Genomic DNA, 14719 nt, shown 5'->3' with positions numbered 1-14719 from the left:
CCTATGGTAATCGCACGGAAGATCGACGATACACTCCCCCATGTTCCGGTTCAGCGTTCTGCGGCAACACTTAGTTTGGCCTATGTGTGGGTAGCTTATATTGCATTCGGATTGGCAGCTGTGGCAGGGATGGTACAGGGCATGGTTCGCGGTGGAATCATGGAACTGCCGAGCTGGACAAATTACTATCAAATTTTGACCGCCCACGGCGTATTGATGGCACTTATATTTACCACGTACTTCATCGTCGGATTTATTTTCTCAGGAGTCGCCCGCACGACAGGTGGTTCCTTGCACGGAGCCGCTCTAAAATTTGGATGGGCCGGCTGGATTCTCATGACGGTAGGGACATTGATGGCTGTTGTTACCATTCTGCTGAATGAAGCCTCTGTCCTTTATACGTTCTACGCACCACTGAAAGCATCTCCGTACTTTTACATTGGTTCTGCCTTGCTCGTAGTAGGTAGCTGGCTAGCGGGATTCGGGGTTTTTGCCAGCTATCGTAAATGGAAACGTGAAAATAAAGGGAAAATGTCCCCGTTGTTCGTCTTCATGGGTGTGACTACCTATGTCTTGTGGATTACAGCGACAATTCCTGTAGCGGTTGAGGTTCTGTTCCAACTTATCCCGTGGTCACTCGGGCTGGTCCCAACGATTAACGTCATGCTCAGCCGTACGCTGTTCTGGTTTTTCGGTCATCCACTCGTTTATTTTTGGCTATTGCCTGCTTATATGGCGTGGTATGTATGCTTACCAAGAATCATTGGCGGTCATGTCTTCAGTGATTCGCTCAGTCGACTTGCCTTTCTCTGCTTGCTCTTGTTCTCCATCCCAGTTGGGTTCCACCATCAATTGATGGAGCCAGGAATTTCGCCAGCATGGAAAATGATACACGTGACATTAACGCTGATCGTCGTTATCCCGTCGTTGATGACAGCCTTTTCGATGTTTGCGGTTTTTGAAACGACCGGACGTAAAAAAGGTGGTGTTGGTCTTTTCGGATGGTTGAAAAAACTGCCGTGGACAGATGTACGCTTCTTCGCCCCATTTGTTGGGATGCTGTTCTTCATTCCTGGCGGAGCTGGGGGAATTATTAACGCAAGTAACCAGATTAACGCGGTCGTACACAATACGATTTGGGTTACGGGTCACTTCCACATCACCGTAGGAGCTGCGGTGGCGCTCACCTTCTTCGGCGTCAGCTTTTGGCTGATACCTGCATTGACTGGACGTCAGTTAACCAAGACTGCGAATCGCATGGGAATGGTACAAACGGTATTCTGGGCAGTAGGAATGTTCCTGATGTCGCTCGCCATGCACGCAATGGGCTTGCAAGGGGCTCCGCGCCGCACAGATTACACGACGTATATGGACCACCCGTTAGCTTTGGGCTGGATGGATTATCAGCGCGTGATGGCGTTTGGTGGCGGACTGCTGTTCGTATCCGCGATTCTCTTGATCGCCATCTTGCTGTATCTGACTTTCTACGCACCAAAGGGAAATACGGAATATCCGATTGCCGAGACAGAAACAACGCAAGAAGTTCCAAAAATTTTGGAACGCTGGCCAGTTTGGATCGGACTCGTTGCCTTCCTGATTATTCTCGCCTACGGTTATCCGATTTTGGAACAAATTCAGCACCAGGCACCAGGCTCGCCGCCTTTTGTGACTTGGTAAGACGATACGTACGAAAAAAGCCGCTCATTCCGTTTGGAAGCGAGCGGCCCTTCTTTTTAAAAAAGCTCTAGCGCTGCCAATTCGGTAAAGGCAAGAATCAGATACCCGATTGCCAAAAGCCATAGGGCGAGAATTCTGAGGTCTTCCTCTTCAAATGGCATACAACTCCTCCTTTATCTCTTGTTAGCACAATATATTCAAGAGGGAGGACATTGGTTTAGCTTATGGCTCATATATCATCTTGCGGGTCATTCCGCCATCTACAATCAGCTCAGTACCCGTAATGAAATCGTTGTCCTTTTGCGTCAAAAATAGGCACGCACGGGCAATATCATCGGGTGTACCTACGCGACCTGCCGGATGCTGGGCATGATCCCCGGGTCGAAGAGCGGCATAATCGTGGTGTTCAATCCAGCCGGGAGAGATCGCATTGACACGAATTCCATCGGGGCCGAGTGAGACGCCAAGCGCATGGGTTAAGGATAATATGCCTCCTTTGGAAGCCGCGTATGCCTCTGAATGTGGCTCGGACATGTGCGCCCGCGTCGAACAAAGATTAAGGATAGCGCCTCCACCATGGCGACGCATGATTTTGGCTGCTTCTCTCGATGCGAGAAAGACACTCCGCAAATTCGTGTTCAAGATATGGTCCCACGCTTCGACGGTCAGTTCATAGGGGGATTCCCATACGGACAAGCCCGCGTTGTTGATCAAAACATCGAGGCGTCCCCAGCGTTCATCGACGGTTCTCATCAATTGTTCGATCTGCGCTGGCACGCTGACGTCAATGTGCTCGAAGTGGGCTGTGCCTTTCACTGCTTCTGTCGTGTTGATTAGCGAGGCCGCTTCTTCTCCCGCTGCGCGATTGTATTCGGCGATGACGACATGTGCACCTTCGACAGCATACATGGTGGCAACAGCCCGTCCAATGCCTTGGCCACCGCCAGTGACGATGACAATGTTATCCGTGTATTTCATCGAGAGTGCCTCCAAACAATAGAGTATGAAGCGAAATGAAAAAAGTAATTGCAAAATGTTCGTAACAATAATAAAGTAAGTAGTATCTTTTTAACAGCATACTATACAGTATGGAGGAGATTCAACCATGAATACAGAACTGAAAATTACCGCTGAACAGGTAATGGAAGCCCGTCACAGCGTGCGTAAATACGATCCGAATGAAAAAATTCCACAAGGCGAGCTGAACGAAATCCTGCGTCTTGCAGCAAGTGCGCCATCGTCCTGGAATTTGCAGCATTGGCGTTTTCTTGTCGTGACTGATCCGGCTATCAAAGAAAAACTGCTCCCAATTGCATACAATCAGCAGCAGGTAGTGGATGCTTATGCTACCATCATCATTCTCGGCGATCTGGAGGCTTATAAGTCTGCTCGCCCTGTTTATGATGAAGCATTGGCAAAAGGATACGTTACAGAGCAAGTGCGTGAGACTATGATCGCGCAAATCGAAGGGGCTTACAATAACAACCCAGAAATCGCGCGTGATGAAGCAATCCGCAATTCGTCCTATGCAGCGATGCAGCTCATGCTGGCGGCAAAAGCAAAAGGGTACGACACGTGCCCAATGGGTGGCTACAACCGCGATGCGCTCATTAAAGAGCTGAACATCCCATCCCGCTATTTGCCAACACTCATGCTGACTTTGGGGAAAGCAAGCGTGCAAGCTTATTCAACTTCCCGTTTTGGCCTGGACGAACTGGTCATTCAAAACAGCTTCTAATATCGTGTTCCAACAGCAAAAAACTCATCCACGCCTCATATTCAATGCGGCAAGGATGAGTTTTTTTGTCATATCTTCTCCAGGAGAGCTATTCGCTCTTCCTGCCTTATTGATTCGCCAACAACGGTAAATCCACCATAATCGATGTTCCTTGACCAAGGGCGCTGCTGACCGAAAACCGCCCGGCATGGAGGTGAATGATCTCTTTGCAGATCGCCAATCCCAGACCACTACCGGAGAGCTTGGAGCGTCCCTTGAAAAACTTTTCTGTGACATGCGGCAGGTCTTCCTGGTTAATGCCTTCACCAGTATCCGTGACGGTGACAAGGAGCCTATCGCCTGACAAGGAAGCTGCGATGACGATCGAGCCATTTTGTGGCGTGAATTTCAACGCGTTGTCCAATAGATTCACAAAAACTTGCTTCAGCCGATTCGGGTCTCCCAAAACCATGAGTGGGGTAGGGGGAGTCTCTAGCTTCAACTCGATTTGTTTCGCATTGGCACGTACTGAAAATTGAAGATGCAAATCATTGAGAAGCTCTCGGACATCCATGCGTTCGCGGGACAAATTCATCTCACCGGATTGAAACTTCGAGAAATCGAGCAATTCCTCGACGAGCCCGATCAAACGATCTGTCTCCTTGGAGATGACTTCCAGACCGAGCATCGTCTCTTCAGGCTCTTCCAGACCGCCCGAAATGAGCGTTTCGCCCCATCCTTTAATCGACGTAAGTGGGGTACGCAACTCATGGGAGACAGAGGAGATGAAGTCATTTTTCAGCTTTTCGTTTTTCCCGATCTCCGCTGCCATGTAATTGAAAGTGTCCGCGAGGGTTCCTACCTCATCATCGAATCGTTTTGGCGCGCGGACAGCGAAATTTCCTTCCGCCATTTGTTTAGCCGCACTCGTTAAATCTTCGATAGGGTCGACGATTCGTTTTGCCATGAGTAGGCTGAGCGCAAAAGCGAGGACGACTACGCTTGTCCCAACGCCTGCCCCGTACAAGGCAATGCGATTGACTGCTTGATAGAGCGGTTCAGCGGAGATCGTGTATCGCAGAACGCCTACAAATTCTCCGCTGTACGTTAGTGGATTGGACACCGCGATGACACGCTCCCGCGACTGTGGACTTTTCCCGATGTAGAGACCACTTTGTCCCTTGATGGCATCCATGACGTCAGGGGTATTGATGATCTCGCTGGTCTGAAAGCCGTAGGAGTTGAGAATGACTTTTCCTCCTGGGTCCAAGACCTCAATTTTGGCGTATTCCTGATTCGAAACATTTTCCAAAATGTAGCGTGCTTTGTCTTTTAACCGATAGCCAGTGGCGTACTTGTTAATAAAATTGGTGAAGGTCGTGCTGCGGGTCACTAATGCTTCGGTCGCAGTCCCGATGTAATACGTATGAACGGCCCAGTAAAACAGTCCTTCCAAGAGCAGTACGATTAAAAGGAGGATCAGGCCGAAATGAAGAACCAGCCTACTCTTAATGCCTTTCATCGGGGACGTCCTTTCGCCACAGGTAGCCATACCCCCAGACTGTCTCCAAGAAAGCTGGATGAGCCGGATCGTCCTCAATTTTTTGCCGGATTCTGCGGATATTCACATCCACGATTTTTAAGTCCCCGACAAAAAATTGACCCCAAACTGCTGTCAAAATCTCGTCGCGACTGATGGCTTTGTTCGCATTTTCAGCGAGTAGTTTAATGATGGCAAATTCTTTTGGCGTGAGGTCAATTTCTTGTTCCACCCGAATCAGCTTGCGTTCATCGAGCAACAGCGTGAAGGGGGCAATGTTAATTTCATTTTTGTCCTCAGCCTCAGGAATGGGTGTCAATCTGCGGTGCAACGCTTTGACACGGGCTAGCAGTTCCGCAGGGCTAAATGGCTTGGAGACGTAATCGTCTGCTCCGAATTCGAGACCCATGACTTTGTCCAGCTCCTGGCTTTTAGCTGTCAGCATAATGATCCCGAGACGCGGATATTTTTTGCGCAGCTGCCCGCATACTTCGAAGCCATCAATGCCGGGGAGCATGACGTCGAGAATTGCAATGACGATGTCCGATTGTTGATCTGCGAGATCAAGTGCCTCTTCTCCGGTGCCAGCCTCGATTACCTCATAGCCCTCGCGTTTGAGATTAATGCGCACAAAATCTCGGATGGATTTCTCGTCTTCCAGTAATAGAACCTTCATAGGGCAAATCTCCTTGATAAGGATTTACTATTTCACTTTATTCCCGGCTCGTTATCGGTTTGTAGAGCTGACGAACTTCCTCTGCGGTAAGCTGCATCGATCGATATTCCGCGAGAGCAGCCTTCCCAAGGGTAGGTGTCGTTTGCGGTAAAATGGCGATTAAGACTTGTTTTCCCTCTTCCTTCAGCAAAATGTAGGGAACTTGTTTTTGCTTCAATCCGTTTTCAAATTTCATCCATTCGTTTTGGGGGATGCTTTGCAGCGTTAGTAATTCTGCCTTATTTTTTCCATTCGCTCCGTAATAAAGGAATCGGACGAGAAACGGATTCGTATCATGGTTGATGGAGATGGTGTATTTTTCGCCCCATTTTTCCGGAATCTTGAGGTCAAACCCTTGTGTGTAATTTTGATAATGATCCTCGATGTGTTTCAAGCCCGTTTTCCCGTCCCATTGGAAGTAGGAGGAGACCCAAGGGATCTCTGCCATGGCCAAATCCTCTGTCCCAGCAGGTTGTATTTTCGTGCCGATCTCGATGATGCCATCACCGTTGATATCTTCACTTTCCAAAGAATATGGCTTGAAGGTCAGATCCATCTCTCCTTCTATTTTTGCCAAAGGGTTGGAGAGTTGTCCATTGTCCCAGAGGAGTAGTTCAGTAGAAGCAGAGTGAGCACCTAATCCAGCATCAATAAATAGTCCGTTTCGGGTTGGCGAAGCTTTTCCGATGATAGCCTGATAGTAACCATTTACATATCCGTCTAGGGCTAACTCAGTCTTTTTAGCGATTGTGCCGCTCGCCGCCCCATACAGCTCGGCTTTGGATGTGAAGTTATTTTTATCAAGAACAACGAGAGCGAGATCCGCGTGATCATCTCCTGTCAAATCACCTACTGCCATAATGGAATAGGGCTGCTTCATCAATTCCTGAGTCATATTATTCGCTAGCGAATAAACGGAGAGTTCCTTGTTCAAATCTTCGCCGCCACCCATTCCAATCAGCATATCCGGAACTTTGTCACCTGTGAGATCTTGAAAGGAGACGTAATCCAATTCGCTGCCGACACCAGTAAAGGAGGAGAGCTTTTCCCAGTTTCCTTGCTTTTGGGTAAGCACAAGCACACCGATTTCGTAGTCGGTTTTTTCTGTTTTGTAAAAAGCGACTACCTCCGCAATCCCATCTCCGTTTAGATCCTGTAGGGAGACGGCACTGGCTTCTGCGGGATGTAGAGGAACAGATAATTGTGACCCAGCCGGCAAAAATTGCATGACGGCCTGATTGATCGATTTTTGATCGCCGTCTGCTGATGGGGCGCGCATCAATTCATTGGGTGTATCTGTGAGTCCGCAACCGCTAACAAGCGAGGCGCAGAGTGCTGTCGTTACGAGCCAAGCCTTTTTCATTTCAAATGTTCCTTTCTGTTGCTGCATCCATTTGACTATATTGTAGCTTGCCCATCCAGCAAAATTGTTGCAAAACGGTAAAAAAACCCGTTTTCGAGCTTTTTCATGAACGAGTGAACGTGCTCTGACCTTCCTTATACAGGAAAAAAGTGCGAAAGAACAGGGAGTATATTACTAGCAACAATTGACCTAACAATTTCGTTTAAAAATGTAGGATCGGAGTTGGATGTTATCTATACGAAGGAGGAGAATAGGATGAAAGCATGGCACAAAACGATGGCGGCAGTTCTTTGCAGCGGTGCGGTTCTCATGGCTTCGGGCGTTGGGGCTGACCTGGTTCAAGCGAGTGGCACCCAATCGCAAGCGTACGCGCCAGTAGTTTTATTGCAACCAGAGCAAAATATCCCGTTCAGCATACAATTTATCGATGGATTTGTGGCAAAAGTAACGAATGCAAAAACGAAAGCGACGAGTACAGTAGATATATCGGACAATAAGGCTACGTACGTGAGGCAAGGGATTTATCATGCCAATGGAAAGCTGCAAAAGGCAACCGATGGATATACGCAAAAGCTGGTGGAGTTGGTGCCATTCCGGGATACGAAAGGCAACCTGCGTTATATAGGCAAGCAAACCTTGTGGGGGCTGAATACGGAGGATCGCTTGGCAGTGGCGACCAGTGTGTGGAACATCGTCAATAAACAGCCGCAGCTTTTACAGGTAACGGTTCAAAAAGCAGACTGGGACAATATGCCGTCGCCAGATGTGACGATCAATAGCGGCTTCAATTTGGGCAACGATAGTACCTTTGTCCTTGATTCGAAGTATGCAGATGTGACCGGAGACAATATTAAGGATCACATTTTGCTTGTAGGCGATAAGATGGGCGTATCGATGAATCAGACGGCCCATAACCTGCGTGTCGTGGTTCGCGGAGGAAAGGATAATCACCAGACGTTTATCTCTGTAGGAAAACGAGACAGCGGTGTTCTTCCGAAGCTCGCCATCACGGATGGCAATGCCGATCAGGTAAAAGACATCCTCGTCACGATGCCGACTGCGACAGGTCATGTATACAGTCAACTTACATGGAAAAAAAATAGCCTGCAGCCAGTCGTCGAGCAGGGGAAATTAAATGATCGTGAGGCGTACCAGCCAGTTATTGGGGTTTATGGGGAAGCGATTGGGATGAATAAGGCGAAAAAACAATAATGGAGTAGGTGTGGAGGAAATCAGTCAGAGTGAAATCTGGCTGATTTTTTTTAATACAAATTTGCAGGCATTAGCCATCTTGCAGGATTATTCGTGAAAAGTCATTCCGAAAGGAGAAATAAAGGTTATTCTCCGGTAATTAAATCGTAATTATTACGTTTTATATTGACTTCGGGTATTTCGATGCGTTATGATAACAAACAAATCGTAATGATTACGCTTTAAGTAAAACAAAAAGGAGAACCCAGCATGAACATGAAAGAAACGAAAATCCCCGTCACAGTCCTAAGCGGGTACTTGGGAGCGGGAAAAACGACGCTACTGAACCATGTCCTGAACAATCGGGACGGGCTACGAGTCGCCGTGATCGTTAACGACTTGAGCGAAGTAAACGTAGACGCCTCTCTGATCCTCTCGGGCAGTGGTCTTTCACGCGTGGACGAAAAGGTCGTGGAGCTCTCGAATGGCTGCATTTGCTGCACCTTGCGAGAGGATTTGCTGACAGAGGTAGAGCGTCTGGCTTTGGAAGGACGGTATGACTACATATTGATTGAATCGACGGGAGTAGGCGAGCCGGTTCCTGTCGCTCAGACTTTCACATACGTAGACGAAGAAAATGGCATCAATTTATCGTCGCTGTGCCGCTTGGACACGATGGTGACCGTAGTGGATGCATACCGCTTCTGGCATGACTTTTCGTCCGGCGAAAACCTTTTGGACAGAGGGCAGGCAGTTGGCGAAGAGGATACCCGTGAGGTGGCCGATCTTTTAATCGACCAGATTGAATTCTGTGATGTGTTGATCCTGAACAAATGCGATCGTGTCGCTCCAGACGATTTAATACAGCTGGAAGCCGTTCTGCGCAAGCTACAGCCAAATGCTCGCTTCATCCGCGCTGTTCGTGGGCAGGTAGACCCGCAAGAAATTTTGAATACCAACCTGTTCGACTTCGAGGCTGCCAGTCAATCAGCGGGATGGATTGCTGAGCTGCAAAAGGAAGAGCATACACCTGAGACGGACGAGTACGGAATTTCCTCCTTCGTTTATCGCAGTCGCAGGCCGTTTCATCCAGCCCGTTTAGAAAAGTGGTTGGAGGAGTGGCCTGAGGAGGTCGTGCGTGCCAAAGGCTTTTTCTGGTTGGCGACACGGAATGACGTGGCGATGTCACTCAGCCAGGCGGGACCATCCATTGAAATCGGAACGGCTGGCTATTGGACAGCAGCGTTATCGGCGGAAGAGCAAAAAGCCATTCTGGTAGAAGAGCCAGACTGGCAGCAAACATGGCATCCCGTACATGGGGATCGAACTATTGAACTCGTCTTTATCGGGATCGATCTGAACCAGGAGCAAATCGTGAAGCAGCTCGATGCATGCCTCTTGAACGATGAGGAATACGAGGCGGACTGGAGTAAGCTGCCCGATCCACTCCCAACAGCAGATGCTGTAATCGAGACGACATTGTAACCAAAACAGAGGAGGCTGACATCCATGCGCGTGAACGTTACCCTGCAATGCACTGAAACCGGAGACCGCAACTATATCACATCCAAAAACAAGCGGAATCATCCCGAGCGATTAGAACTGAAAAAATACTCCCCGCGTCTAAAACGCTATACCCTTCATAGGGAAACAAAGTGATTCTAAAAAATGTCTGAAGACCATAGGCACCCTGCCCAACACCTTCTTATCACCAAAACATAAAATGTACGTGTGTCTATCGAATGAAGAATTCTTCCCGGATGGGATGGGCACTTGCTTGAGTGAGGAGAATCGGTCCTTTTTTGCAGGAACTTGATGAGTATGCTGCAAGTCCTAGCTCTTAAACAGGAGAGGGTTCGGTATGAAAATCGTGATCATCGCCCCCGAGCAAATTCCCGTCCCCCCCATTCTTGGGGGGTCCGTCGAAATTACGATTCTGGCGATCGCCAAAGAATTGAGTAAGTGGCACTCGGTCTCGATCATCAGCAGAGCGCATCCTCGTTATCCGAAGTATTCTGTTATTGATGGGGTGCACATATATCGCGTTCCTACCGGCAGTCCTGCGAAATATTTGACCCATGTGAAAAAAATCCTGAAAAAACGCCGATTTGACGTTTTACAAATTGATAACCGTCCGGAGTTCGTCAGGCAGATTAAATCGATGTTTCCGAATGCGACTGTGTCCTTGTATCTTCACTCACTGACTTTTGTCAACTTTCCCCATACTAGTCGAGCAGAGACCCTGGCCGGATTACGAAAAGCAGACTTGATTATTACCAACAGCTCTTCGCTTGAAAGTCGGCTTTCTGCTCGTTTTCCTAGTATGTCGAGAAAAATCCGGGTTGCATGGCTTGGCGTGGATACATCTCGCTTTTCCCCTATTCAAAAAACCTCTCATTCCGGTGCCTTCACCTTATTGTTCGCAGGCAGGCTGATTCCGCGCAAAGGCGTTCCCATATTGCTTCAAGCAGTTAAGCTCGTGAATAAACAGGTAGCCCAACCTGTCAAAGTAATGATTGCAGGAGGAACACCAACAAGCAAATATGCAAGGCAATTGCAGTCGCTCTCTCGTAAAATTGGGGTACATGCCGAATTTCTAGGTACGATTCCCCATTGTCATATCCACCGTGTTTTTAGAAAGGCCGATTTGTTCATTTGTCCTTCGCAAAAGCATGAATCGTTCGGCCTTGTTAACGTCGAAGCGATGTCTTCCGGATTGCCAGTCGTTGCCTCGAAAAACGGGGGCATAAAAGAAGTGATTCAGCATGGCCGTTCTGGATTGTTGATCAACCAATATAAAAATCCGCAAGCCTTCGCCGATGCGATCTGTTCGCTGATCATGAATAAGCCACTGTATTTGAAAATGAAGCAAGAAGCTCGTCAAATTGCCTTGGATAAATTTAGTTGGCGTGCAACAGCAGATAGACTCAATCACATTTATGAATCTGAAAAAGCTTTACAAAAGGATGAGCTTCCAAAAGACCAGTGCACCGCTGTCGATTGCCATGAACGTCAAAATTTACGCGAATGCCTTGGTACCGAGCATGGCGTTCAGCCCGAGCGAAGGCAAGCGGAGCCTGACAAGGGTGGAGATCATGACGAGAAAAGCAATCAATACTGTGATACCATCCTGCAACCATTTAGCATCGTCCACGATTGGAGTTGCTTTGATGATGACAACCAAAGCATCACCAGTACCGGAGTTTTCCAAAATTTTGCCGATCTGTGTACCGAAAATGATGAGGAGTTTGATGGGAGTGATTCCGCCGAAGCCACTTTCGATTTCTTTTCCGATATCGGCTATCAAAGGCTTGTCGATGCACTCCTATACGGTTAACACAATGCCGCTCAGGATTTCAAGCTATAAATCCGCATGACCTGTTCGGCTGTCTGCTCCAAGAGCGAGGCTGCTTCGCGCATTGATTGATCCAGCGTCATCGGTTTGTTGGTGATGCTGACAACGGCAGAAACGCCTTCTTCATAAAGGGCGTCGATGCCAGTTCCAATGGAGCCAGCGAGGACGATGACGGGAATGCCGTATCGTTTTGCGACTTGGGCAACTCCACATGGCGTCTTTCCTTGGGCCGTCTGGAAGTCGACTTGTCCCTCACCAGTGATCACCAGAGTGGCTTTGTCCATGGCTTCCGCGAGTCCGGTCGTCTCGATCACAATCTCAATCCCAGAACGCAGCTGGCCATTCAGAAAAGCAAGAAGGGCACCAGCGACACCACCCGCAGCACCTGTCCCAGGTAAATCGTGAATGGCGATGCCGCGGGTCTCTTCGATCAAGTCAGCGAAATGGCGCAAATGATCATCTAATTGCAGGACCATTTCCGTTGTGGCTCCTTTTTGCGGGCCGAAAACGTGAGAAGCGCCATTGGGTCCAACAAAAGGATTGGTGACATCACACGCAATGACGAACTGACAGTCAGCCAGCCGCTTATCAACCTGACTCGTATCAATTCGGCTCAGTCGTGATAATTCACCACCTCCAAAAGAGAGGGGCTGATCGTCTTGATCGAGTAGCAAAAATCCGAGAGCTTGGAGCATGCCAGCGCCTCCGTCATTGGTAGAGCTGCCACCCAGTCCCAGGATGAACTTGCGGCAGCCTTGATCCAGTCCGGCCGTAATCAATTGACCAAAGCCATAGGTCGTCGTGACAAGCGGGTTGCAATCTGCGGCAGAAATTAAGTAAAGACCAGAGGCAGCAGCCATTTCGATCACACAGGTTACACCGTCACCCAAAATGCCGAATTCAGCAGAAATGTCCTGTCCGAGCGGGTTGTTTACGGTGGCGGTCAGTATTCTTCCGTCTGTGGCATCGACCAGGCATTGCATGGTACCTTCGCCGCCGTCAGCCATCGGTTTCACGAGGAGTTCACTTTGCGGGAGTACGCGTCGAATCCCTGAGCGAATGGCTTCGCCTACTTGTTTGGCAGTCAGGCTACCTTTAAAGGAGTCCGGAGCGATTACAATTTTCATGCCAGTGTTCCTCCTATCAGTAAAGAGGGTATTTTTTCCATCATAAAAAAGACTGTCCCCCGCGTCTAGGCGAGAAACAGTCTTGGTTGTGTTAGGCATTCTTTTTCAATGCTATTTCTTCTGGCTGTGCCGTTTTCGAGAAGAACCATTTCATCATCGGTGGAGTGACGATGGTTGTTAAGAGTACGACGACAATCAGGACCGCAAACATGTCTTGTGTAAGCAAATTGTTTTCCAAGCCGATGGCAGCGATAATGAGGGCGACTTCCCCACGCGATACCATGGCCGCACCAATGGCCATCGAGTTTTTCCACGGGAAACCTGTGATTTTTGCACCAAAAGCCCCACCGACGAGCTTGGAAATAATCGCGATGACGCTCAGGAGCACAATCAGTCCGAGATTGTCCAAGATGCCAGAGAACTGTGCTGTTACCCCGATCGAGGTGAAGAATACTGGCACGAAAACCGCGTAGCTGATGGTCTCGACCTTGTGCGTCACTTCTTGCTTGTAATTGGTCAAGCTGATCGCAACCCCGGCGATGTAGGAACCGATGATGGCAGCAACCCCTGTATATTCAGCAAAATATGCGAACAGGAAACAGATGATAAGCGCTGCGGAAATGACTGATTCTGTGACCTGCAACGGTGCGAACTTTTTCAAAATCCATGGGACAACCTTCCAAGAGAGAACGATGACGATGGCAAAAAAAGCGACCTTTTTCAAAACCACCATGCCGAGATTGACGTCGCCGCCAGCAAAGCTCATCAAGAAAGCGAGTGCCAAGATGACCAAAACGTCATCAATAACAGCGGCTCCCATGATCGTAGCGCCTTCTCTTGATTTTAGCTTGCCCAATTCCTTCAACGTTTGTACGGAAATACTCACACTAGTAGCAGCGAGCAACAGGCCCAGGAAGATCGCTTCGATGTTGGAGAGACCAATCGCAATCCCGGCACCATAGCCGAGTGCGAGCGGCATGACAATTCCTGCGATACCCACGCTGGTTGAAGACTTGGCGGTGCGTTTGAACTCATCAATATCAGTCTCTAAGCCCGCGATAAACATGAGCAGGATAACCCCGATTTGGCTAATTTCCTTGAGGATTTCTGTGTCTGTGACCAGCCCGAGAACCGTAGGACCTAAAACGATACCGATGAGCAGTTTCCCCAAAACGGATGGCTGTCCCAGCCGCACGCTGATGTCACCAGCGATTTTGGAGGCGATCAAAATGACAGCCAGCTGAAAAATAAGCATGTGGTTTCCCCCTTTTTTCGAAATAAAAAAGAGCCCGCGATCACAGCTTTCTTTTTGTCGGCTAAAAAAGACAAAAAGAACCCTATGATGACAGGCTCCTCCAGTAACGAATCAAATATTCACTTACAATACACATATATTTTAACATACTGGGCCGAAAAAGTAAACACTTGGTGACAAATGCTCCTCAGCGTGTGAAGATAGAGCAAAAAAACGGAGGAGGAGCAGGCATGGCGAAAATCAGCAAAGAGAATGCAGAGCATTATCATTGGGGCGATCAATGCGATGGCTGGCATCTGGTTAAAGGCCAAGAGCTCAGCGTCATTCATGAGCGGATGCCCGGAAATACCGCAGAAGTGCGCCATTATCACGAGCGGTCGCGTCAGTTTTTCTTCGTACTGTCAGGACAAGCTATGCTGGAAGTGGATGGCGTGCGTCATGTGTTGGGCAGGCAGGAAGGCGTAGAAGTCCCACCGGGAGTCAAACACCAGATGAAAAACGAGGGAGCAGAGGATGTAGAGTTTCTTGTGATCTCGCAGCCGACAACAAGAGGAGACCGCATCCAGGCAGATTAAAGAAAGCCTGACCGTCAAAAGAAGCGGTCAGGCTTTTATATGCGTCAAGCTTATTTGAAATTGGTGAAATCGGACATTTGTGCGAAGATATCTGCCAATGCGTGCATTCCTTCGAATGTTTGATAAGCGAAAATAGGCAGACCCACAACAAACAACAAAACTTCTCCGATATATTTGGCGATCATATGATCAACCTCCTTTTGG

14 protein-coding genes are annotated in these 14719 nt (G+C 48.5%); 7 read left to right on the top strand and 7 right to left on the bottom strand.

Annotation, left to right across the window (positions count from 1 at the left end; genetic code table 11):
- Nucleotides 1–3 precede the first annotated feature (3 nt).
- Complete coding sequence (locus C7R92_RS15495) at nt 4–1677, top strand: b(o/a)3-type cytochrome-c oxidase subunit 1 (protein ID WP_106834872.1); 1674 nt, start codon at nt 4–6, stop codon at nt 1675–1677.
- Between the two features lie 222 nt (nt 1678–1899).
- On the opposite strand, the gene C7R92_RS15490 is transcribed toward C7R92_RS15495, so the two are convergent.
- Nucleotides 1900–2655, bottom strand: coding sequence for an SDR family NAD(P)-dependent oxidoreductase (locus C7R92_RS15490; protein ID WP_106834871.1), 756 nt, complete (start codon nt 2653–2655; stop codon nt 1900–1902).
- Between the two features lie 127 nt (nt 2656–2782).
- On the opposite strand from C7R92_RS15490, the gene C7R92_RS15485 reads away from it, so the two are divergent.
- Nucleotides 2783–3415, top strand: coding sequence for a nitroreductase family protein (locus tag C7R92_RS15485; RefSeq protein WP_017247204.1), 633 nt, complete (start codon nt 2783–2785; stop codon nt 3413–3415).
- Between the two features lie 106 nt (nt 3416–3521).
- Here the strand turns inward: C7R92_RS15485 and C7R92_RS15480 are convergent, their stop codons facing one another.
- The 3 genes from C7R92_RS15480 to C7R92_RS15470 are packed head-to-tail and all read right to left on the bottom strand — an operon-like array spanning nt 3522 to nt 7012.
- Entirely contained in the window at nt 3522–4916 is a 1395-nt protein-coding gene (locus C7R92_RS15480) for an ATP-binding protein (RefSeq protein WP_244195756.1), read from the bottom strand.
- On the bottom strand, nt 4903–5610 hold the full coding sequence (locus tag C7R92_RS15475; RefSeq protein ID WP_017247206.1) for a response regulator transcription factor: 708 nt from the start codon (nt 5608–5610) through the stop codon (nt 4903–4905). Before C7R92_RS15475 ends, C7R92_RS15480 begins: the two co-directional genes overlap by 14 nt.
- Before the next feature lie 37 nt (nt 5611–5647).
- Nucleotides 5648–7012 carry a VCBS repeat-containing protein gene (locus C7R92_RS15470; protein WP_106834912.1) on the bottom strand — a complete coding sequence of 455 codons (1365 nt, stop codon included), beginning with the start codon at nt 7010–7012 and terminating at the stop codon, nt 5648–5650.
- Between the two features lie 255 nt (nt 7013–7267).
- Between C7R92_RS15470 and C7R92_RS15465 the strand changes: the two genes are divergently transcribed.
- The 4 genes from C7R92_RS15465 to C7R92_RS15450 all read left to right on the top strand — a co-directional run bounded on the left by C7R92_RS15465 (nt 7268) and on the right by C7R92_RS15450 (nt 11540).
- Nucleotides 7268–8224: a hypothetical protein gene (locus tag C7R92_RS15465; protein ID WP_106834869.1), complete on the top strand. Its 957-nt coding sequence runs from the start codon at nt 7268–7270 to the stop codon at nt 8222–8224.
- Nucleotides 8225–8473: 249 nt separating this feature from the next.
- Complete coding sequence (locus C7R92_RS15460; protein WP_106834868.1) at nt 8474–9688, top strand: GTP-binding protein; 1215 nt, start codon at nt 8474–8476, stop codon at nt 9686–9688.
- 24 nt (nt 9689–9712) lie between these two features.
- Nucleotides 9713–9862 (top strand): 50S ribosomal protein L33, encoded by a 150-nt coding sequence (rpmG, locus tag C7R92_RS15455; protein WP_007726139.1) that lies wholly within the window; start codon nt 9713–9715, stop codon nt 9860–9862.
- 202 nt (nt 9863–10064) lie between these two features.
- The gene (locus C7R92_RS15450; protein WP_106834867.1) at nt 10065–11540 is read left to right on the top strand and encodes a glycosyltransferase family 4 protein; all 1476 of its coding nucleotides are present in this window, start codon (nt 10065–10067) and stop codon (nt 11538–11540) included.
- An 11-nt stretch (nt 11541–11551) separates the two neighbouring features.
- Here C7R92_RS15450 and C7R92_RS15445 read toward each other — a convergent pair whose 3' ends face one another.
- The gene (locus C7R92_RS15445) at nt 11552–12685 is read right to left on the bottom strand and encodes a glycerate kinase (protein ID WP_106834866.1); all 1134 of its coding nucleotides are present in this window, start codon (nt 12683–12685) and stop codon (nt 11552–11554) included.
- Nucleotides 12686–12776: 91 nt separating this feature from the next.
- Complete coding sequence (locus C7R92_RS15440) at nt 12777–13940, bottom strand: cation:proton antiporter (protein WP_106834865.1); 1164 nt, start codon at nt 13938–13940, stop codon at nt 12777–12779.
- A 230-nt stretch (nt 13941–14170) separates the two neighbouring features.
- Between C7R92_RS15440 and C7R92_RS15435 the strand changes: the two genes are divergently transcribed.
- Nucleotides 14171–14515 (top strand): cupin domain-containing protein, encoded by a 345-nt coding sequence (locus tag C7R92_RS15435; protein ID WP_007726152.1) that lies wholly within the window; start codon nt 14171–14173, stop codon nt 14513–14515.
- Nucleotides 14516–14565: 50 nt separating this feature from the next.
- Here the strand turns inward: C7R92_RS15435 and C7R92_RS33155 are convergent, their stop codons facing one another.
- Nucleotides 14566–14700, bottom strand: a complete 135-nt coding sequence (locus tag C7R92_RS33155; RefSeq protein ID WP_017247216.1) for a hypothetical protein — start codon at nt 14698–14700, stop codon at nt 14566–14568.
- Nucleotides 14701–14719 lie beyond the last annotated feature (19 nt).

This window comes from Brevibacillus porteri (assembly GCF_003013475.1).
Taxonomy (GTDB): Bacteria; Bacillota; Bacilli; order Brevibacillales; family Brevibacillaceae; genus Brevibacillus; species Brevibacillus porteri.
Note: the sequence above shows the minus strand (reverse complement) of the source record. Positions and strands in the feature narration are given on the sequence as shown.